21 protein-coding genes and 1 riboswitch are annotated in these 20,284 nt (G+C 72.0%); of the genes, 10 read left to right on the top strand and 11 right to left on the bottom strand.

Going from position 1 to position 20,284, the window contains the following annotated elements:
- Positions 1–31: 31 nt before the first annotated feature.
- The 3 genes from AOM02_RS09990 to AOM02_RS09980 all read right to left on the bottom strand — a co-directional run bounded on the left by AOM02_RS09990 (position 32) and on the right by AOM02_RS09980 (position 1,530).
- Positions 32–592: a TlpA family protein disulfide reductase gene (locus AOM02_RS09990; protein ID WP_062299004.1), complete on the bottom strand. Its 561-nt coding sequence runs from the start codon at positions 590–592 to the stop codon at positions 32–34.
- Positions 589–1,206, bottom strand: coding sequence for a histidine phosphatase family protein (locus AOM02_RS09985; protein WP_062299003.1), 618 nt, complete (start codon positions 1,204–1,206; stop codon positions 589–591). The genes AOM02_RS09990 and AOM02_RS09985 overlap by 4 nt, the downstream gene beginning before the upstream one ends.
- A gap of 87 nt (positions 1,207–1,293) precedes the next feature.
- Positions 1,294–1,530 (bottom strand): glutaredoxin family protein, encoded by a 237-nt coding sequence (locus tag AOM02_RS09980; RefSeq protein WP_062299002.1) that lies wholly within the window; start codon positions 1,528–1,530, stop codon positions 1,294–1,296.
- Between the two features lie 108 nt (positions 1,531–1,638).
- Here AOM02_RS09980 and AOM02_RS09975 point away from each other — a divergent pair, with 108 nt between their 5' ends.
- The gene (locus AOM02_RS09975) at positions 1,639–2,481 is read left to right on the top strand and encodes an HAD family hydrolase (RefSeq protein ID WP_062299001.1); all 843 of its coding nucleotides are present in this window, start codon (positions 1,639–1,641) and stop codon (positions 2,479–2,481) included.
- Positions 2,482–2,805: 324 nt separating this feature from the next.
- Here the strand turns inward: AOM02_RS09975 and AOM02_RS14110 are convergent, their stop codons facing one another.
- Together AOM02_RS14110 and AOM02_RS09970 are read right to left on the bottom strand one after the other, a co-directional pair.
- Positions 2,806–2,904 carry a 30S ribosomal protein bS22 gene (locus AOM02_RS14110; protein ID WP_074789180.1) on the bottom strand — a complete coding sequence of 33 codons (99 nt, stop codon included), beginning with the start codon at positions 2,902–2,904 and terminating at the stop codon, positions 2,806–2,808.
- An 87-nt stretch (positions 2,905–2,991) separates the two neighbouring features.
- Positions 2,992–3,225 (bottom strand): helix-turn-helix domain-containing protein, encoded by a 234-nt coding sequence (locus tag AOM02_RS09970; RefSeq protein WP_062299000.1) that lies wholly within the window; start codon positions 3,223–3,225, stop codon positions 2,992–2,994.
- Positions 3,226–3,399: 174 nt separating this feature from the next.
- On the opposite strand from AOM02_RS09970, the gene AOM02_RS09965 reads away from it, so the two are divergent.
- Positions 3,400–4,773, top strand: coding sequence for a TrkH family potassium uptake protein (locus AOM02_RS09965; RefSeq protein WP_062298999.1), 1,374 nt, complete (start codon positions 3,400–3,402; stop codon positions 4,771–4,773).
- Positions 4,766–5,431: a potassium channel family protein gene (locus AOM02_RS09960; protein ID WP_062298998.1), complete on the top strand. Its 666-nt coding sequence runs from the start codon at positions 4,766–4,768 to the stop codon at positions 5,429–5,431. The genes AOM02_RS09965 and AOM02_RS09960 overlap by 8 nt, the downstream gene beginning before the upstream one ends.
- A 48-nt stretch (positions 5,432–5,479) precedes the next feature.
- Here the strand turns inward: AOM02_RS09960 and AOM02_RS09955 are convergent, their stop codons facing one another.
- The 6 genes from AOM02_RS09955 to AOM02_RS09930 all read right to left on the bottom strand — a co-directional run bounded on the left by AOM02_RS09955 (position 5,480) and on the right by AOM02_RS09930 (position 12,210).
- The gene (locus tag AOM02_RS09955) at positions 5,480–6,199 is read right to left on the bottom strand and encodes an anti-sigma factor (protein ID WP_062298997.1); all 720 of its coding nucleotides are present in this window, start codon (positions 6,197–6,199) and stop codon (positions 5,480–5,482) included.
- Positions 6,186–6,776, bottom strand: coding sequence for an RNA polymerase sigma factor (locus AOM02_RS09950; RefSeq protein ID WP_082105017.1), 591 nt, complete (start codon positions 6,774–6,776; stop codon positions 6,186–6,188). The genes AOM02_RS09955 and AOM02_RS09950 overlap by 14 nt, the downstream gene beginning before the upstream one ends.
- A complete protein-coding gene (locus tag AOM02_RS09945) occupies positions 6,773–7,435 on the bottom strand; it encodes a class F sortase (protein ID WP_062298995.1) in 663 nt (220 codons plus the stop codon). The genes AOM02_RS09950 and AOM02_RS09945 overlap by 4 nt, the downstream gene beginning before the upstream one ends.
- Positions 7,436–7,507: 72 nt before the next feature.
- Complete coding sequence (locus tag AOM02_RS09940) at positions 7,508–8,323, bottom strand: DUF4397 domain-containing protein (RefSeq protein ID WP_062298994.1); 816 nt, start codon at positions 8,321–8,323, stop codon at positions 7,508–7,510.
- Positions 8,324–8,487: 164 nt separating this feature from the next.
- Positions 8,488–9,669 carry an anti-sigma factor domain-containing protein gene (locus AOM02_RS09935; RefSeq protein WP_062298993.1) on the bottom strand — a complete coding sequence of 394 codons (1,182 nt, stop codon included), beginning with the start codon at positions 9,667–9,669 and terminating at the stop codon, positions 8,488–8,490.
- A 117-nt stretch (positions 9,670–9,786) separates the two neighbouring features.
- Entirely contained in the window at positions 9,787–12,210 is a 2,424-nt protein-coding gene (locus AOM02_RS09930; protein ID WP_062298992.1) for a glycoside hydrolase family 94 protein, read from the bottom strand.
- 265 nt (positions 12,211–12,475) lie between these two features.
- Between AOM02_RS09930 and AOM02_RS09925 the strand changes: the two genes are divergently transcribed.
- The 7 genes from AOM02_RS09925 (at position 12,476) to AOM02_RS09895 (ending at position 20,278) form a co-directional block, all read left to right on the top strand.
- Positions 12,476–13,006 carry a hypothetical protein gene (locus AOM02_RS09925; protein WP_062298991.1) on the top strand — a complete coding sequence of 177 codons (531 nt, stop codon included), beginning with the start codon at positions 12,476–12,478 and terminating at the stop codon, positions 13,004–13,006.
- Between the two features lie 30 nt (positions 13,007–13,036).
- Entirely contained in the window at positions 13,037–14,674 is a 1,638-nt protein-coding gene (locus AOM02_RS09920; RefSeq protein ID WP_062298990.1) for an SPFH domain-containing protein, read from the top strand.
- 115 nt (positions 14,675–14,789) lie between these two features.
- On the top strand, positions 14,790–15,074 hold the full coding sequence (locus AOM02_RS09915; protein ID WP_062298989.1) for a PLD nuclease N-terminal domain-containing protein: 285 nt from the start codon (positions 14,790–14,792) through the stop codon (positions 15,072–15,074).
- A gap of 33 nt (positions 15,075–15,107) precedes the next feature.
- Entirely contained in the window at positions 15,108–15,680 is a 573-nt protein-coding gene (gene dcd, locus AOM02_RS09910; RefSeq protein WP_062298988.1) for a dCTP deaminase, read from the top strand.
- Positions 15,681–15,771: 91 nt separating this feature from the next.
- Entirely contained in the window at positions 15,772–16,623 is an 852-nt protein-coding gene (locus AOM02_RS09905; RefSeq protein WP_062298987.1) for a DUF2510 domain-containing protein, read from the top strand.
- Between the two features lie 274 nt (positions 16,624–16,897).
- Positions 16,898–19,024 carry a hypothetical protein gene (locus tag AOM02_RS09900; RefSeq protein ID WP_156156170.1) on the top strand — a complete coding sequence of 709 codons (2,127 nt, stop codon included), beginning with the start codon at positions 16,898–16,900 and terminating at the stop codon, positions 19,022–19,024.
- Between the two features lie 35 nt (positions 19,025–19,059).
- Positions 19,060–19,180: riboswitch (TPP riboswitch) on the top strand.
- Positions 19,181–19,198: 18 nt separating this feature from the next.
- Positions 19,199–20,278 carry a thiamine ABC transporter substrate-binding protein gene (locus AOM02_RS09895; protein ID WP_062298985.1) on the top strand — a complete coding sequence of 360 codons (1,080 nt, stop codon included), beginning with the start codon at positions 19,199–19,201 and terminating at the stop codon, positions 20,276–20,278.
- Positions 20,279–20,284: the final 6 nt, after the last annotated feature.

Raw genomic sequence — 20,284 nt, 5'->3', positions numbered from 1 at the left:
CCGGCGAAGGACACGTCCGCGGCGAGGGCCGTCACGCGGCCGCCCCGGCGGCCTCGTCCACCAGCGAGCGGAGCGTCGACGGGTCCGCGGTGCCGATGATGCGCGCGTAGAGCACGCCGTCGGGGTCGACCACGAGGGTCGTGGGCACGGCGTTCATCGCGACGATGCCCTGCAGGGTCGCGGTGGCGGCGCCGTCCGCATCGTCGATCGACGGGTACTCGATGCCGAAGGTGCGGTCGAAGGCCTCGACCGTGGGCGCATCGTCCCGTCCGTTGACGCCGATCACCTGGACGTCGTCGCGCGCGTCGAGCTCCGCGATGTCGGGCGCCTCGGCGCGGCACGGCGGGCACGAGGCGTACCAGACGTTGATGAGCACGACCTCGCCGCGGTAGTCCGCGATGTCGACCGCGTCGCCCGCGAACGAGGTGCCCGCGAGCGCGACCTCGGCGCCGTCGTCGAACACGGTGACCGTGCCGTCGCCCGAGACGTAGCCGGGCGACTGGGTGGCGTCGCCGGGCGCGCAGCCGACGACCGTCAGGACGATGGCGACGACGATCGCGACGAGGATCGCGATGCGGGCGGCGGGCCTCACTTGGGGGCCTCGATGTGCGCGGCGGGCGCGCTGTAGCCCGCGAACACCACCGCGTCGCCGTCGACGTCGAAGCTCGTGAGCGACGCGAGCGCGCACTCCCGCGAACGCGGGTCGTGGACGAACGAGCGGCCCTGCGCGGCGCAGCGGGCGACCCAGATCGGGAGCTGGTGGCTCACCATGACGGTCTCGGAGCCGGGGTTGGCGGCGGCCGCGTCGACGATCGCGGCGTGCATGCGCGCGGCCTGCTCCTTGTAGGGCTCGCCCCACGACGGGCGGAACGGGTTGCGCAGCAGCCACCAGTTGCGGGGGTGCGCGAGCGCGAGCGGCGTGGGCGTGGGACCGCCGGCGAAGGCGTTGTCGGCCTCGATGATGCGCTCGTCCGTGACGATGTCGACGCCGAACGCCGCGGCGACGGGCGCGGCGGTCTGCTGAGCGCGCAGCAGCGGCGAGGCGACCACCCGGCCGACCTTCGCGCCGGAGCTCACGAGGTGATCCGCGACCGCCTGCGCCATGCGCTCGCCGGTGTCCGACAGGCGGAACTCGGGGAGGCGGCCGTACAGCACCCCGTCGGGGTTGTGGACATGGCCGTGGCGAAGGACGTGCACGCGGGACATGGGTCCTATTGTCACCCGGTTACGCGAGGGCTCGGTCACGCGGCCGTCGCGCGGCCCTGGTGCGGCCGTCGCTCGGCCGCCGCACGGCTACGCGAGGGCCCGGCGCAGCCTCTCGGGGTCGATGTGCCAGAAGCCCACCGTCTCGCCGTCCACGGTCGCGACCGGGATCTCGTCGCCGTAGCGTGCGCGCAGCTCCGGGTCGGTGTCGATGTCGACCTCCTCCCAGTCCTGCTCGAGGGCGGCGCAGGTGGCGGAGACCACGTCGCGGGCGTCCTCGCACAGGTGGCAGCCGACACGGGTGTAGAGCATGACGCGGGCTGGCATGACCCCAGGATAGGCGCGGGCGCGGAGGCCTCCGAGGCTGGGCAGGATCCGGGTGGGGGTACAGGGCGGCTCTCGGGCGGCGGTTGCGCACATCGGTACAGTTGAGCGGTGACCACGGACGCCGAGCACGCCACCCCACGGGTCGCCGCGTTCTTCGACGTCGATAACACGGTGATCCGCGGCGCGAGCTCGTTCCACATCGCACGGGGCCTGTGGCAGCGCGACTACTTCAACCTCCGCGACATCGTCATGCTCGGCTACGAGCAGGCCACCTACGTGCTCTTCGGCGAGACGAAGGACCAGATGGACCGGATCCGTGAGCACGGGCTCGGGATCATCCGGGGGTGGTCGGTCGCGGAGATGACCGCCGTCGCCGAGGAGGTCTACGACGAGCTGCTCGCCAGCCGCGTCTACCCGGGCACCAAGGCGATCATCGACGAGCACCTCGAGCGCGGCGACGAGGTGTGGTTCGTCACCGCGTCGCCGGTCGAGATCGGGCGCCTCATCGCGCGGCGCATCGGCGCGACCGGGGCGCTCGGCACCGTGGCGGAGCACCGCGACGGCCACTACACCGGGCGTCTCGAGAGCGACTTCCTGCACGGTCCGGCCAAGGCAAGCGCCGTGCGGGAGCTCGCGGCCGAGCGCGGCATCGACCTCGCCGCGTCCCACGCGTACGGCGACTCGGTCAACGATGCGGCGATGCTCGAGGTGGTCGGCCACCCGTGCACCATCAACCCGGACCCGCGCATGCGCCGCGTCGCCAAGGAGCGGGGCTGGCAGGTCCGCGAGTTCCGCAAGCGCCGCAAGAGCGGCCGCCGCGGCATCGTGAAGTCGTCGGTCACCGGCGCCGCGTGGGTGACCATCCAGGTGACGCGCGGCATCAAGGCCGCGCTGCGGACGGTCCTCGGCAAGCCCAAGCGCGACCACGCCGAGGCGGCGCGCGAGCTCTAGCCGGCGCATCGTCCCGCGCCCGCGCACTGCGCACGGCGCCGCCGGCCACCCCTGCACCAACCGGCGTACGGGAGCCGGCGCGACCCGCATCGTCCCTGGTGGCGCGGACCGAGACCGCGCATGTACGCCGGTTGCGTCAGCCCGCAGCCCCGCCACCACAAGTCACACCTCTCGCGCCGGGTGCGCCGGTGCTGAACGGGGATCCGCGCACACCGGGCGTCAGAGGTGTGACTTGTGCACGGCGCGCGCGGCGGGACGATGCGCGGGGACAGCAAAACGCCCGCCGCGCCGGATGGCGTGGCGGGCGTGAGAAGCGCGGTGCGCTTACTTCTTGTTGCGGCGCTGGTGGCGCGTCTTGCGAAGCAGCTTGCGGTGCTTCTTCTTCGACATACGCTTGCGGCGCTTCTTGATGATGGAACCCACGGAACCTACCTCGTTCTTTGACACTAAGTGCGAGGCGTGCCGTAGCACGCCGGCGTCCAGGCCGCGCTGGACGCGACAGACAAGGACCTAGCCTACCGTGCCGGTGCCCTTGTCGTCATCTTCGACGACATAGCCCCCGGCGAGGGCGGCCTGCTCCATGAACTGCTCGACCGCCTGCTGCGGGACGCGGAACGACCGTCCGAACCGCACGGCGGGCAGCTCGCCCGAGTGCACCCAGCGGTACACCGTCATGCGCGACACCCTCACCATCTCTGCCACCTCGGCAACGGTAAGGAAGGTGGTGCGCGGCGATTCGGCCATGTTGTCTCGTCCCTCTCGTAGCATCTGGCGCGTATATCGGCCGGATGCTTCTTCAACTGTAGGGGCTGAAGTGACGGTTGTGAAGTGTGGGGAACATGCCGATGATGGGGGTGAGGGATAGGCTCGCGCGCGGGGCATCAAGCAGGGCGAACAGGTCCCGCGGTGAGGAGATCGATGGCCAGCCTGCGCACGGCTCGCGACGCGTTCGGAGAGTGGTTCGACCGCGTCGCACTCGAGTCGCCGGCCCGTCTCACCCTCGGCGCCTTCGCCATCACCATCCTGCTGTTCACGGGCCTGCTGTCGCTGCCCGCGGCGACCTCGTCCGGAGAGCGCGCGCCGTTCATCGACGCGCTCTTCACGTCGACCTCCGCGGTCTGCGTCACCGGCCTGGTCACGGTCGACACCGGCACCTACTGGTCGCCGTGGGGCCTCGCGATCATCGGCCTCGCGATCAAGGTCGGCGGCCTCGGGATCATGACCCTCGCCTCGCTCGCGGGCCTCGCGGTGTCGCGCCGCATCGGCCTCACCCAGCGCATCCTCGCCGCGGGCGAGTCGCGCGCCGCCGGCCTGGGCGACCTCGGCTCCCTGCTGCGCACCGTCGTCATCGTGTCCACCACGGTCGAGCTGACCATCGCCGCGATCCTCATCCCGCGCTTCCTCACGCTGGACTACGGCTGGGCGAAGTCGTTCGGCTACTCGCTGTTCTACGGCGTCTCGGCCTTCAACAACGCGGGCTTCACCCCCGACCCCGCGGGCCTCTACCCGTACGCGGGCGACCTGTGGATGCTCGTGCCGATCGGCCTCGGCGTCTTCATCGGCGGGCTCGGCTACCCGGTGTACCTCAACATGATCCGGCAGTGGCGGTCCCCGCGGAAGTGGTCGCTCCACACCAAGCTCACGCTGGTCACGGTCACCGTGCTCGCGTTCATCTCCGCGTCCTTCCTCGCCCTGTTCGAGTGGACCAACCCGCTCACGCTCGGCGACCACAGCGCCGGCAAGACCATCGGCAACGTGTTCTTCCAGTCGATCAACCAGCGCTCCGGCGGCTTCGCGTCCTTCGACATCGGACTCGCGCGCGAGCAGACCTGGCTGCTCGAGGACGTGCTGATGTTCATCGGCGGCGGCTCCGGATCGACCGCGGGCGGCATCCGCGTCACGACGCTCGCCGTGTTGGTGCTCGCCGCGTGGGCGGAGGCGCGCGGCCGCCGCGACATCGAGGCCTTCGGCAAGCGCATCGGCACCGAGGTCCTGCGCATCGCGGTGTCCATCACGCTCATGGGCCTCTTCGTCGTCATCGTGACCACGGGCGTCTTCATGTGGCAGACGGACATCCCGCTGGACCGCTCCCTGTACGAGGTCGTGTCCGCCTACGCGACCTGCGGGCTGTCGACGGGCATCACAGGCGAGATCGACTCCGATGCGAAGATGACCTTGATCATCACGATGTACCTGGGCCGCGTGGGCTCGCTCACGCTGGCCTCGGCCCTCATGCTCAACCGCCAGCGCCGGGTGATCCGGTACCCGTCAGAAAGGCCCCTCATTGGCTAGCAACGACACGTCCCGCGGCGGCGTCCTGGTGTTCGGGCTCGGCCGGTTCGGCTCCGCGATCGCGGACACGCTCGACAACATGGACGTCGAGGTCCTCGGCGTCGAGCGCGACCCCGCCGTGGTCGAGCGCTGGTCCAAGCGCATCCCGTGCGTCGAGGCCGACGGCGCGGACCCGCGCGCGCTCGAGCAGATCGGCGCCGCCGACTTCGCCGCCGCGGTGGTCGGCGTGGGCACCTCGCTCGAGGCGTCCGTCCTCATCACCGGCAACCTGGCCGACGTCGGCGTGCCGGAGATCTGGGCCAAGGCCACCTCCAACGAGCACAAGCGCATCCTCGAGCGCATCGGCGCGCACCACGTGGTCCTGCCCGAGGCCGAGGCCGGCGCCCGCATCGCGCACTCGGTCGGCGGCAACATGCTCGACTACATCGAGGTGGAGGACGGCTTCACCGTCGTGAAGATGCGCGCCCCCAAGGAGACCCACCACTTCACGCTCGACAAGCTCGACCTGCAGGGCTCGTACGGCGTGCGCGTCATCGGCGTGAAGAGCGCCGGCCGTGAGTTCGAGTACGCGACGCCGGACACCGTCGTGGGCCCCGAGGACCTGCTCGTCGTCGCGGGCGAGGGCGAGCTGCTCGAGCGGTTCTCGCAGCGCCCCTAGCCGCACGGAGGGACGATGCGCGGGCTCGCTCTAAGGGCCCCGCCCGCGTCACCCCTCGAGGATGCCCCGCGTGATCGAGTCGCCGCTGTGCGTCGGGTCGCCGTCCGCGGGCTCCACCGAGATGTCGACGATGGGGAAGCTCGCGACGTCGTAGCCCGCCGGGATCTCGAACTCCGCGTGGTCGCCGGTGAGGAAGCCGAGCGACACCATGCCGACGACCTCCGGATCGATGAGCCACACCTCGAGCGACCCGTCGTCGGCGGGCGCATAGGCCGTGTCGACGACCAGCACCTCGGTGCCGTCGTCGCGGCGCTCGACGCGCGCGGTGCCCGCGTCGGCCTCGGTCGCGAGGTCGGCGAGCGCCGCCTCGGCGACCAGCTGCTGCTGGGGGCCGCCGTCGCGCAGCGCGAGCGCGACCCCGACCCCGCCGATCACCACGCCGACGGCGGCGGCCGCGCCGACGACCCACCCGGCGAAGGTGCCGTCCCGCACGCGCCGCGGCCGACGACCGGCGGTCAGCGGCACGACCGAGCCCGGCGCCGCTTCGGCCTCCGACGCGACCTGCGCGTCGATCGCCGCCCACACGCCGTCCGGCGGCGCCACGAGCGGGCCCGCAGCGCCCGCATCGACCAGGGTCGCCTGGAGGTCGCGGAGCTCCGCCACCTCGTGCGCGCAGCGCTCGCACGACGCGACGTGCGCGGCGTCAGAGGCGTCCACCGGCTCGCCGAGAGCGAGCGCGGCCAGCGCCTCGTCGTCACAGTGACGCATCGGCGGCCTCCAATCCTCGTCGCAGCGCTATCAACGAACGCCTCAGGTGGCTCTTGACGGTGCCGAGCGGCATCCTCAGCTCCGTCGCGATCTGCTCGTGGGTGCGGCCCTCGAAGAACGCCAGCGCCACGATCGTCGAGCGGGGCGGCCCCAGCCCCTCGACCTCCCCGCGCACCAGGATGCGCTCCGCCTCGGCCGCGAGCGGATCCGGCTCGCCCGGCACCGGGAGCTCCCGGACCGCCTCGAGCCGCCTCCGCTCCCGCGACCGCGCCTCGAGCGCGTCCGCGATCGTGCGCCTGGCGATGCCGACCACCCAGCCGCGGGCGGAGCCGCGGTCGGGATCGAAGCGGTCCCGGCCGCGCCACGCGGCCACGTAGGTCTGCTGGGTGACGTCCTCGGCCTCCGCGCGATCGCCGAGCGCCCGCAGCGCGAGCGTGTAGACGAGCGCCGACGACTCCCGGTAGAGGCGCTCGAGCGACCCGTCCACGCCGGCCGCGAAGTCGCGGTCGAGGGAGCGGCGGTCGGGGGCGTCGTCACGCTCCGCCGTCTCCGCCGCCATCGCCGTCCCCGTCATCATCGAAGGTCGCCCTCCGGGTAGGCCCAGACGAGGACGTTGTCCTCGTAATGTCGCACATCGGCATCCCAACCTCCACCACACGTCACCAGCACGAGCGCCCCGTCCTCGGACCCGAAGACCGCGTCGAGGTCGACCTCGCGCTTGGAGGTCTGCTCGACGCGGGCGATCCGGTAGACCGCCGAACCGCCGTCGGAGAGGGTCACCGTCACCCGGTCGCCCTCGCGCGCCTCGCGCAGGCGGGCGAAGGGCCCGAGGCCCATCACCGCATCGTCCACGTGGGCGGCCATCACCGCGTTCTGGCCGGCGCGGAGCCCGCCGCCGGGGTTGCCCGCCGCCCGGAACCAGCCGGCCACGCCGGCGCTGCCCGGGAGCTCCATCGAGCCGTCAGGCTCGAGACCGACGCCTCGGACGGGCATGTCGACCCCGAGGCGGTCGACCACGAGCCGGGCCGGTTGCGGCGCCTCCGTGAGCGCGGCCGCGTCGGCGCGTCGCACCGGGATCGGCCCCGTCACCGGCGCCGCGGCGATCGCCCCGATCTCCGCGGGCGGGGGCGACACGCTCACCGGGGGACGCGTCCTCTCCTCCTGCGCGCCGGCGGGCGCGCAGGAGGAGAGGACGAGCGGCAGCAGCGCTGCGAGCGCGAGTGCGGCGGTTCGCATCGGTGGCTCCTGGGTCGTGGGTCGGGGCGGGGCGCGCAGGGGGAGAACCGCGCCCCGCCCCGGGCGGTGACGTCAGCGACGGGCGAGCGCCGCACGGGTGCCGAGGCCCGCTGCTGCGGCCAGGGCGAGGGCGCCGGCGACGATGACGCCGGCGGGCACGCCTCCGTCATCGGCCGCGAGGCCCTGCGTGCCGGCGCTCACGGCGCCGGGCATGTCGGAGTGCGTCGCGACGGTCTGGGCCGCGACCGCGAGGCTGCCGTCCTCGGCGGAGCCCCAGGCGTAGACGATCGTGTTGGTCGCCTCCTCGACGGCCACGTCGGTGGGCCCGAGCACCGGGTCCTCCTCGCCGGTGAGCGAGACCGCGGCCGAGTACGTGCCCACCGGCAGGTCCGCCATCACCTCGTCGGGGTTCGCGAGGTTCTCGAACACGACGTCGCCGTCGGCCCACACGTCGACCGCGGGCGCGGCCGCGACGTGGCGGACGGTGAGCCGGCCCTCGCCGGAGGCCGTCGCCGAGATGTCGTTCGTGAAGAGGTTCGCGGTCGCGTCGCCGCCCTCGTCGAGGTGCGCCACGGCGGTGTAGCTCATCCCCTCCTCCAGCGGCAGGTCGAGGGGCCCGAGGACCGGGTCCGAGTCGTCGGCGGCGTCGGACGCGGTGATCGCCACCGAGTACGTGCCGGGGTCGAGCGACAGCGGTCCGGCGAGGTCGCCGGGGGCGAAGTCGTCGAGCGTCAGGGCGCCGTCGACGTAGACGTCGACCGTGAGGTCAGGGATGCCGTGGAGCACCGAGAGCTCGGCCTTGCCGTCGTCGACCGCGAGCGCGGGGGCGGCGGTGCCCGCCGCGAGCAGGGTGCCGGCGGCGATGCCGGCGAGGATCGAGGTACGCATGTCCTTCTCCTTCCGTCGAGGCCGCCGCCGGGGTGCGGCGTGCCGTCACCCCCTACTTCCGGCTGGACCCCGGGTTCGGATGCACACGGTTCGAGATTTCGCTCACAGCGAACACGGCCCTTGTTCGCTGCGCGGGGGCGGGCTCGCCCGTCGCGCCCCGCGCGTCAGCCCAGGGTGGCGCGGGCGACCACGTCGCCGCTCGGGGCCGCGTCGCCGTCCCACGGCTCGCGGCTGATCTCCAGGGTCGCCCCCACCGCCGTCGCCACGGAGTGCGGCAGCGCGACCTCGTAGTGCCCGGACGTCAGCTGCCCCAGCGAGACGGGCTCGGCGCCATCCGCGATGAGCCACAGCTCGAGGTACGCGTCGGGGTACTCGGCGTACGGGCCGTCGACGACGATCACCTCGGAGCCGTCCTCGCCGGCCACGACCTGGACCGCGCCGGTCTCGGCGCCGCCGTTGCGGGGGTCCTGGAGCGGCGCCTCCGCGATCGACGCTCGGTCGGGCTCGAACATCAGCTGCGACAGCACGACCGCGAGGCCCGCGAACACGCTCGCGGCCACCAGGGCGACGCTCATCACGAGCGTGCGGCGACGATGCGCGCGCTCGGCGTCGCGCCGCGCCTCCTCCCGCCAGTCCGGCTCGGGCTCGGGCGGGCCCGCGTCGACGGCGACGCGGACCTCGTCCCACAGGCCGGGACGCGGCTCGACCATGGGCCCCGAGGACGGCAGCCGCGCGATCGACCCCACGAGGTTATTGAGGGAGCGCCAGGCGTCGCGGCACTCGCGGCACTCGCGGATGTGCTCCTGGCCACCGTCCGCGACGCGGATCCCGAGGGCACGCGACGCGAGCCCCTGCGGCGAGGCGTGCTCGCCGTCGGGGACCTGACCGTGCCACAGCCCGAGCAGCGCGTCCCTGAGTCGCGCCTCAAGCTCGTCCTCGGAGATGCCCAGCGCCATCGCGAGCTCGTACCGCGGCACCCCGTGGACGAGGGCGCGGTCGAGCAGGTCGCGGTCGTCGGCGGCGAGCCGGTCGAGCGACGCGCGCACGAGGATGCGGTCGGCCTCCGCGACCACGGCGCGGTCATCCGTGACGGCCTCGGCGCCGAGCGTGGGGTCGTCGAGCGCCGCGAGCTTGGCGCGCACGCGCCGCTCGAGGTCGCCCGTGATCCGCTCCGCCGCATCGTGCAGCAGGTCGGCCGGGTCGAGCGAGCCGCCGGCCGCGGCCGACGCGAAGACGCGGCGCACGATGTCCTCGGCCTCGTCGACGGAGCCGAGCGCGCGCAGGGCGAGGGTGTGCACGAGCGCGCCGGACTCGCGGTACGCGTCCTCGATGCCGGTCGTGATCATGCTCACCCCCTAGTTCACCGGCAGTGTGCCACGGACGAGCCGGGACTCAGGACCCCCGGGGGGTATGCGTGAGGGCGCCGCACCCGCTGCGGCGCCCTCACGGCTCGGGAAGGAAGGTCAGACGGTGGCGACCACCTCGACCACCGCGCCCGGCTCGGCATAGGGCACGAGCGAGCCCTCGACGGGGGTGCCGTCGACGACCAGCGAGGCGCCCTTGCCGCCCGAGTTGGTCACGGTGATCACGTAGGTCGCGCCGCGCACGACGCGGCGGACGGTGAACTCCGACACCTCGGCGCCGATGCACGGGTCCACGACGAGGCCGTCGTAGTCGGGGCGGACGCCCAGCAGGTACTGGGACACGGTGACGAAGTTCCACGACGCGGTGCCGGTGAGCCACGAGTTCTTCGCCTCGCCGTGGCGGACCGCGTCCTTGCCGGCGATCATCTGCGCGTAGACGTACGGCTCGAGGCGGTGCACCTCGGACTGCTCCTCGCGGTACGCGGGGGCGATCTGCTTCCAGTACTCCCACGCGTGCTCGGCGCGGCCGACCACGGTCTCCGCGATGATCACCCACGGGTTGTTGTGGCAGAAGATGCCCGCGTTCTCCTTGTAGCCCGGCGGGTAGGACGTGACCTCGCCCAGCTCGACGTGGTACTCGGTGTAGGCCGGGTTCAGCAGGACGATGCCGTGAGGCGTGTTGAGCCGCTCGCGCACCGAGTCGAGGGCCTTGACGGCCTTGCCGTCCTCGACGCCGATGCCGCCCATGATGCAGTAGCCCTGGGGCTCGATCCAGATCTGGCCGTCCTGCGTCTCGTGCGTGCCGACCTTGTTGCCGAAGTAGTCGTACGCGCGCAGGAACCACTCGCCGTCCCAGCCGTGCTCGGTGACGGCGGCCTTCATCTCGTCGATGGCGGCCTGCGCCCGGTCGGCCTCCGCATCGTCCCCGCGACGACGCGCGAGGGCCACGTACTCGGGGCCGATCGCGGCGAACATGCCCGCGATGAACACGGACTCCGCGACGCCGCCCGTCCGGTTGCCGGTGGTCTGGAAGGACTCGCCCGGCTCGGTGGAGAAGCAGTTGAGGTTGAGGCAGTCGTTCCAGTCCGCGCGGCCGATGAGCGGCAGCCCGTGCGGGCCCGTGTTGTTGAGCGGGTGGTCGAACGAGCGCTTGAGGTGCTCCATGAGCGACTCGGCCTTGGACTCGTCGTTGTCGAACGGCACCTGCTCGTCGAGGATCGCGAAGTCGCCGGTCTCCTTGACGTAGGCGGCGACGCCGAGGATGAGCCACAGCGGGTCGTCGTTGAAGCCCGAGCCCAGGGTGTGGTTCCCGCGCTTCGTGAGCGGCTGGTACTGGTGGTACGCGCTGCCGTCCTCGAACTGCGTCGACGCGATGTCGATGATGCGCTCGCGGGCGCGCTCGGGGACCAGGTGGACGAAGCCCAGGAGGTCCTGCGACGAGTCGCGGAAGCCCATGCCGCGCCCCATGCCGGTCTCGAAGAAGGAGGCCGAGCGCGACATGTTGTAGGTCACCATGCACTGGTACTGGTTCCAGATGTTGACCATGCGGTCGAGCTTCTCGTGGCCCGACTCGACCGTGTACGAGCCCAGCAGCCCGTCCCAGTACGCGTTGAGCCGGGCGAACTCCTCGAGCGTCTGCTCGTCGGTCGCGAAGCGGGCGAGCAGCTCGCGCGCGCCGTCCTTGCGGATGACGCCGGGCGCCTCCCACTTGTCGTCGCGCGGGTTCTCGAGGTAGCCGAGCACAAACGTGAAGGCCTTCGACTCTCCCGGCGCGAGCTCGACCTCGAGCTGGTGCGACGCGATCGGGTACCAGCCGGAGGCGATCGAGTTGCCGGCCTTGCCCGCGTGCGGGACGGCGGCCTCGTCGAAGCCGTTGCCGAAGCCCAGGTAGGTGTCGCGGTCGGTGTCGAAGCCCGCGATCGGGGCGTTGACGCCGTAGACCGCGTAGTGGTCGCGCCGCTCGCGGTACTCGGTCTTGTGGTAGATCGCGCCGTCGACGACCTCGACCTCGCCGATCGAGAGGTTGCGCTGGTAGTTGGTCTGGTCGTCCTCCGCGTTCCACAGGTTGAACTCGAGGAAGCTGAACAGCGAGAAGGACTTCGGAGCGTCGGAGGTGTTGGTGACCTCGACGCGGTGGACCTCGGCGTTCACGTCGACCGGCACGAAGAGCAGGACGCTCGCCTCGAGGCCGTTGCGGGCACCCGTGATCCGCGTGTAGCCCATGCCGTGACGGGTCTCGAAGGAGTCCAGCTCGGTCTTGTACGGGCGGTAGCCGGGGCTCCACACGTCGCCGCCGTCGTTGATCGAGAAGTAGCGGCCGCCGTCGTCGACCGGCACGTTGTTGTAGCGGTAGCGCGTGAGGCGGCGCAGCTTCGCGTCGCGGTAGAAGCTGTAGCCGCCGCCCGTGTGGGACACGAGCCCGAAGAAGTCCTGGGCGCCGAGGTAGTTGATCCACGGGTAGGGGGTGTGCGGCGTCGTGATGACGTATTCGCGGGCCTCGTCGTCGAAGTGGCCGAACTGCATGGGCGCTGCCTTTCGTGTCGGGGCGCACGCATCCGTGCGGCGCCTCCGGCGGAGTGTCGGGGTCCACCTTATCGAAACGATTCGGGAAACGCGAGAGAGCGCTCTCACGAGCGGCGCGAGTGGACGACGCGCAGGGCCCGGGGCGAACGACGCGACCAGGGACGATGCTGGCGCCGGCCGCGCGCCGCCGCTAGGGTTCGGGCAGGCTCGGCGGGGCGTCGGGGGCGTTGGACCGCGCGGGCCTCCCACTCGAAAGGCGAGCCACATGGGACTCGAGACGATGACCGTCGGATATCTCCTGCTGGGCCTCGGCGCCCTCGCGCTCGTGTTCGCCATCGTCTCGGCGGTGGTCGGCGACATCTTCGACGTCGCGCTCGACGTGCTGCCGGACGGCGCGCTGAGCTCGACCACCACGGCCGCGACGCTCGCCGGCTTCGGCTTCGCCGGCGCCGCGGCGAGCTTCGGCATGGACGACCCGAGCCTCGGGACCGTCATCCTGATCGGGCTCGGGGGCGCGGTCGCCGGCTGGCTCCTCGCCTTCGGCGCGCACCGCGTGTTCATGAGCCAGCAGCAGGAGGACGGCGCGACCGATCTGAACGCGATGGTCGGGCGCATCGTCACCGTGGCCGAGGCGCCCGCGACGCCCGGCGCGCTCGGCACGGCGCTGGTGCCGTTCCTGGGGCAGAACCGCCGCATGAGCTTCCGCTCCGACGAGCCGCTGAAGGCGGGCGACGACGTCGTGGTCGACGCCGTGCTCGCGAGCAACCAGATCAAGGTCTCCCGGCACTCCGCCTAGGGACGTCACGCACAACAGAGGGGGCAGTACATGTTCGGACTCGCCGGCAGCGCGATCACCCTGATCGCCATCGCGGCCAGCGTGCTCGCGGCGATCGTGGTGGTGTGGGCCATCGCGTCGCGCTACAAGGTCTCGGACCCGGACGAGGCCTTCGTGGTCTCGGGATCGAAGTCCAAGACGCAGGTGCCCGTCCGCAAGGCCGACGGCACCGTCGCCTACGAGACGCGCCCCGTGCCGTCGAAGGTGGTGCTGGGCGGCGGCGGCGTGTTCGTCGTGCCGTTCACGCAGCGCTACAACAAGGTGTCGCTCGAGACGCGCCAGATCGCCTGGCGGGTGCAGGACTCGCCGTCGAACCAGAACATCCTCGTCAACCTCGAGGGCGTCGCGAACGTGAAGATCGGCGGCGACGAGGCCTCGGTGCGCGCCGCGATCGAGCGCTTCAACGTCAACCCGCTCAACATCGAGGCCTTCGTCCAGCAGAACATCGAGGGCGACATGCGCGCCATCGTGGGCACCATGTCCGTCGAGGACATCAACTCCGACCGCGAGACGCTCAAGGACCGCGTCATGAAGGTCACGGGCGAAGCATGCTCCGAGTGGGGCCTGGTGCTCGAGGGGCTGAACATCCAGTCGGTCACCACCCCCTCGGGCTACATCCAGGACCTGGGACGCCGCCAGGCGGCGATCGCTCGCCGCGACGCCGAGATCGCCGAGGCCGAGGCCCGCCGCGAGTCCGAGCAGAAGCGCGCGGCGGCCGAGCAGCAGATCGCCGAGGCGAACCGCACCCTCGCGCTCCGCATGGCGGAGATCCAGCAGGACACCGACACCGCCGAGGCCAACGCGAAGGCCGCCGGGCCGATCGCCGAGGCGCAGCGCAACGTCGAGATCTACGAGCAGGAGCGCCTGGCCGAGGCCAAGCGCGCCGAGGTGACGGAGATGCGCCTCGAGTCGGAGGTGCGCAAGCCCGCCGACGCCACCGCATACGCGACCAAGGTCGAGGCCGAGGCGGAGCGCGAGGCCGCGATCTCGAAGGCCAAGGGCATCGCCGAGGCGACGCGCCAGGCCGGCGAGTCCGAGGCCGCGGCCAACCAGGCCCGCGGACTCTCGGACGCCGCGGTGTTCGAGGCGCGAGGCAAGGCTGAGGCCTCCGCGGACGAGGCGCGCGGCCGTGCCGAGGCGGCTGCCGACGAGGCCCGCGGTTCCGCCGCGGCCCGCGTCGTCCAGGCCACCGGTCTCGCCGAGGCCGAGGCTGTCAAGGCCAAGGGTGAGGCGGAGGCGACCGCGATCGCCGCGAAGGGCAAGGCCGAGGCGGAGGGCATCGAGGCCAAGAAGACCGCGTACGAGAACATGCCGCAGGTGGGCATCCTCGAGATCGCGCTCGACGGCATGCCCGCCATCGTCGGCGAGATGGGCAAGGCGATGGCATCGATCGACAGCCTGACCGTCGTGTCCACCGAGGGCGCCTCCGCGGTGACCCGACAGGCCGCCAACTTGTTCACCGAGACCGAGGAGGTCATGACCTCCGTCACGGGCTTCGGCATCAGCGACCTCATCAAGGGTGCGGTCGGCGGTGCCGCCGCCGGCCGCGCGGTGGTCGAGGCCGGCGCGGGGCACGAGGCGCGCCTCGACTCTGTCGATCCCGACCTGCCGGGCGTCACGCACGCCTGACCCCCCTCCGGTACGCCCCGATCCGCCGCCCTCACGGGTCGCGCATCGGGGCGTATCCGCGTCCAGACCATCGATCTACCTGGCGGAAGACGCACCGGACCGCTACATTCCGGTCATGCGCCTGCTGCCGCTGCTGATCTACATCGCGATGACCGTCTACGCGCTCGCGGACGTGGTGCAGCACCCGTCCGACCATCCGCAGCACCTCCCCAAGGCGGCGTGGATCCTCATCATCCTGCTGGTGCCGTGGGTGGGTGCCGGCGCGTGGATCCTGCTGCGCCTGCTCGGCGGATCGACGGAGCGCCCAATGCCGCCCGCTCCGCTCGCGCCCGACGACGACCCGGCCTACCGGGTGTGGCTCAACGAGCAGGAACGACGCCGCAGGCTCGGCGGGGAGTAGCCGCGGCACGCACCGCCCACTAGGTTGGGCCTCATGCTTCTCTCGGACCGGGACATCCGCGCTGAGATCACGTCGGGCAGGGTCGCCCTCGACCCGTGGGACCCCGAGATGATCCAGCCCTCCTCCGTGGACGTGCGCCTCGACCGCTACTTCCGCGTATTCGACAACCACAAGTACGCGGCGATCGACCCCGCCGCGGAGCAGCCCGAGCTCACGCGCCTCGTCGACATCAGCGACGGGCCCTTCGTGCTGCACCCCGGGGAGTTCGTGCTCGGCTCGACCTACGAGTCGGTCACCCTGCCCGACGACATCGCCGCACGCCTCGAAGGCAAGTCCTCGCTGGGCCGCCTGGGCCTGCTCACGCACTCGACCGCCGGCTTCATCGACCCGGGCTTCGAGGGCAACGTCACGCTCGAGCTGTCGAACACCGCGACGCTGCCGATCAACCTGTGGCCGGGGATGAAGATCGGCCAGCTGTGCTTCTTCCGGCTGTCCTCCCCCGCGGAGCACCCGTACGGGTCGGACAAGTACGGCTCGCGCTACCGCGGCCAGCGCGGCCCGACCGCCTCGAAGAGCTTCCAGAACTTCCACCGCATCGACGTCTGACACGCGCGCCTGTGGCTCGTGTCACACCGTGCCATCGGGCCTCGCATCTCCCCTAGACTCCCCCGGAAACGCCGGAGCACCAGGGGGAACGATGACCGAGCAGCAGCACGCACAGGGCACCGACGGGTTCGCGGCGCCCTCGGCCGCCGCACCGACGCCCGAGCTGCCGCCGGCGGGCTGGTACCCCGACCCGGAGCAGGTCGGGCACAAGCGCTACTGGGACGGTCGCGAGTGGGGCACCCACCGGGCGATCGACCCCGCGGTGCAGGAGCAGCAGCAGCCGAGGCGCTGGCAGCCCCGGGTAGGCCCGATCATTGCCGCGTCGGTCGCGGGCACGATCGTGCTGCTCGGGCTGATCGGCGGCGTGATCGGGATGGCCACGCCCCTCATCACCGAGGCGGCAAAGTCGAACGCACGCGAGCTCACCGCGACGCCGGGCGACGGCTGGACCTCGCATCCGATCCTCGCCGGAGACGGCACCATCAGCGTGGACCCCGAGTGGGACGACGTCACCGACATCATCGGCGTCTCCGCGATGGAGGACCAGATGGCCGGCCCGCTCGACCTCGACCTCCGCGTCGACGGCGCCTGGCTCACCGCCGGGACCGTCGAGGACGGCGGCGTGGTGCTGATGGTCGTGAGCATCGCCGACGCGGGTGGTCCGAGCACCGCGCGCGTCGAGACGACCGGGTTCATCTCCTCCGCGACGGCGGGCTTCGAGGACGTCACGACCACCGCGCAGGGCGACGTGCGCACGGTGTCGGGCCTCACGGGCTACGTCGCCGAGTACGAGTTCCCCATCTACGACCTCATCGCAAGCGACGCGGTCGGCGTGGTGGTCGACGGCGAGCGCCAGGTGCTCGTGTACTCGTCCGGCTCGGACGACCTCGGCTCCGGGATCGAGGACGTGGAGGCGGTGCTCAACTCCCTCGAGCTCGAGTGACGATGCGAGGCCGGGCCAGGGTCTCCGCCGCAACGATCGCGGGAGCGACTGTCAAGACCTACCGTGCCACACGGGCCGATGCGGGCCACCGGCTCACCGTCCGGCTCACCGCGAAGCGCTGGGACCTGTCGCCCGCCCGACGTACCTTGGCCGCGGCGACCGTTCGCGGCTGACGCCTCTTGACACGGAGTGACAGCGGCGGGACGATGCGGCCACGCGATCGCACGATGCCTCGAGCCAGGCGCCGCGCCGCTCGCACCACCTGGGGGTCTCCGTGGCACTGCCGCGCATCGTCGCACGTTTTTCCGCCGCATCTGCCGCCGCGCTCGTCGCGGTGACGGCCGGGCTCGCCCCCGCGGGGGCGGAGGACGAGGTCGCCTTCGGCGACGCGGACCTCGCCGCGTGCGTGCGGTCGACGCTCGGCCTCGCGGCCGGCGACGCGCTCACGACGGCCGGCATGGCGTCCCTCGAGACCCTGGCGTGCTCCGGGCTCGACCTCACCTCCCTCGCGGGCCTCGAGACCGCGACCGGTCTCACCTCGCTCACCCTGCGTGGCGGAACCTTCGACGTCGACACGGCCGCGAGTGCGGCACCCGTCGCCGACCAGCTCGCGGGCCTCCTGACCCCGCTTGCCTCGCTCGACCACCTCACGACGGTCGACTTCGGGACGCAGCGGGGCCTCGACAACATCAGCCGCGGCGACTTCGACCTCGACCCGCTGGTGACGCTCCCGTCGCTCAGGTCGCTGCGCCTGTCCTTCCTGCGCGCCGACACCGCCGCCCTGGCGAAGGCGACCCGTCTCACCAGCCTCCAAGTGAACGCGAGCATCGCCCGCATCGCGGACCTCGGCTTCGTCGCCGCGATGCCCGACCTCACCGCACTGACGCTGTACCCGGTGGGCGGCGGCGCCTCCCTCGGCCCGCTCGCGACGGCGACCGGCCTCGAGACGCTGTCGCTGCGCAGCGCCACGGCGCTGACGGATTGGGACGCCCTGGCCGCTCTCACCGCCCTGCGCAGCGTGGACCTGTCCTACTCGCAGGCCGCAGACGTGGCCTGGCTCGCGGGTGCGGACGCGCTCGACACCCTCACGCTGACCGGCACCGCGGTCACGGACCTCGCACCCCTGTCCGGCTCGCCCGTGCGAGCGCTGTGGATCGACGACACCGAGGTCGCGTCGCTCGCCCCGCTCGCCAGCTTCTCGGGCCTCGAGGTCCTGCGCGCGAGCGATGCCGCGATCACGGACGTGTCACCCCTCGCCGGGCTCGCGGGGCTCACCTCCGTCGACCTCTCGAAGAATGCGATCGCGGACCTGCGCCCGCTCGCGGACGTCGCGTCCGTGACCGCGACGGGGCAGACCGTCCACCTGCCGGACGTCGCGGTGTGCACGCTTCATGAGATCACGGCGCCGCTCGACCGGGACGGGTCGTCCACGACGCTGACCCGCGGGAACAACGAGCCCCTGGTCGCGATACTCGACGGCAAGTACATGTGGACGCAGCCGAACGTCGACTACTTCGTCTCGTTCGCCAACGCGGATGCGACGTTCACGGGGCATGTCATCGAGCACACGGCCAGAACGGACAGCGAGGTCCTCTGCCCGTTCCTCGCCTCGCCTCGCCCGACCGTGGTCGGATCCACCACGGTGGGCTCGACATGGTCCGTCGACCTCTCCGGCTGGGTGCCCACCCCCGCGTCCTTCACGTACCGCTGGATCCGCGACGGCCTGTACATCGACGGCGCCGAGGACGCGACCTACACCCCCACCGCGGCCGATGCGGGCCACCGCATCGCCGTCAAGGTCACCGGTGCGGTCAAGTACTTCACCCCGTCCACCGCGACTTCCACCACGGTCCTCGTCACCGGCGGGCGTTTCCCCGCGACCGCCACGGCGAAAGCCACCGGCTCGTCGGTCGAGGGCTTCACCCGTACAGCGGCAACCACGGGCTTCCCCGAGGGCACCACGTTCACGTACCAGTGGAAGCGGGACGGGAAGAGGATCACCGGCGCCACGCGGAAGACCTTCACGCTCCGCCATAAGGATGTGGGCCACAAGGTCACCGTCACGGTCACGGCGAGCAAGCCTGGCTTCGCGACCGCCAGGCGCACGGCACCCGCAGCCACGGTGCTGGGCTGGATGGGCGACTACGCGTACACGCCGCTCCCCTCCACCGCCCGCGTCGGGTCGACCGTCACCGTGAAGAAGCCCACCTTCGACGTCGCCGCGTCCCGGTACAGCTACCAGTGGCGCCGCGACGGCAAGGCGATCGCCGGCGCGACCGGCCGCTCCTACACCGCGAAGAAGGCCGATGCGGGGCACCGGCTCACGGTGAAGGTCACGGGCCACCGTGCCGGGTACGCGCCCCGTCCGGCGGTGATCGGCACGACCGCAGTCCGTCGCTGACGGAACGGATGGCTCGACTCCCGCGCTATCCTGGCCGGACACGACAGGGGAGCGCTTCCCGGGACACCGGGGCCAGGGCGCTGAGAGTGCGGAACGCCGCAGACCCTCGAACCTGATCCGGCTCGCACCGGCGTAGGGAGTCGAGTCTCGTCCCCTCCTATTCCGGGAGGAAACATGCGCCTCACGCGCACAGCGGCCGTCACGGCCGCCGCCATGTCCACGCTGCTGCTCGCCGCCTGCTCGTCCGCGAGCGAGCCCGCCGCATCGTCCACCGCCGACGCCGAGGCGACCGCCGCATCGTCCCCCGCGGCGAGCGGCACCGTCCGCCTCGTGACCCACGACAGCTTCGCGGTGCCGGAGGACGTGCTGGCGGCCTTCGAGGCCGAGTCCGGCATCGACGTCGAGCTCGTGCAGCCCGGCGACGCCGGCACGCTGGTCAACCAGCTGGTCCTCACCAAGGACGCGCCGCTCGGCGACGCCGTCTACGGCATCGACAACACCTTCGCGTCGCGCGCGGTCGACAACGGCGTGCTCGCCGCCTACGCCCCCGACGTGCCGGCGACGGACGATGCGGCGGCGTACGCGGTGCCCGGCGCCGAGGACCTGCTCACGGCCGTGGACTTCTCCGACGTGTGCCTCAACTACGACCTCGCGGCCTTCCCCGACGGCGCGCCCACGCTCGACGACCTCACCGACCCCGCGTACGCCGGCATGGTCTCCGTCACGAACCCCGCGACGTCCTCCCCCGGCCTCGCGTTCCTGCTCGCGACCATCGCCGCGAAGGGCGACGCGTGGACCGAGTGGTGGGCGGCGATGCGCGACAACGACGTGCGCGTCACCGCGTCGTGGTCGGACACCTACTTCACGGACTTCTCCGCGCCCAACTACGGCGGCGACTACCCCATCGTCCTCAGCTACGCCTCGTCCCCGCCGTACGAGGTGATCGACGGCGCCCCCACGACCGCGGCGATGCTCGACACCTGCTTCCGCCAGGTCGAGTACGCGGGCGTGCTCGAGGGCGCCGAGAACCCGGCCGGCGCCCAGGCGGTCGTCGACTGGCTGCTGTCCGACGAGTTCCAGTCGACGCTCCCCGAGAACATGTACGTCTACCCCGTCTCGACCGCGGCCGTGGTGCCGGCCGACTGGGAGCAGTTCGCGCCCCTCGCCGCCGCGCCGCTGTCCGTCGACCCGGCGGACATCGACGCGCACCGCGACGAGTGGATCGACGAGTGGACCGCCACGGTCCTCGACTGAGCCGAC

Source organism: Demequina maris (assembly GCF_000971155.1).
GTDB classification, from domain to species: domain Bacteria; phylum Actinomycetota; class Actinomycetes; order Actinomycetales; family Demequinaceae; genus Demequina; species Demequina maris.
Note: the sequence above shows the minus strand (reverse complement) of the source record. Positions and strands in the feature narration are given on the sequence as shown.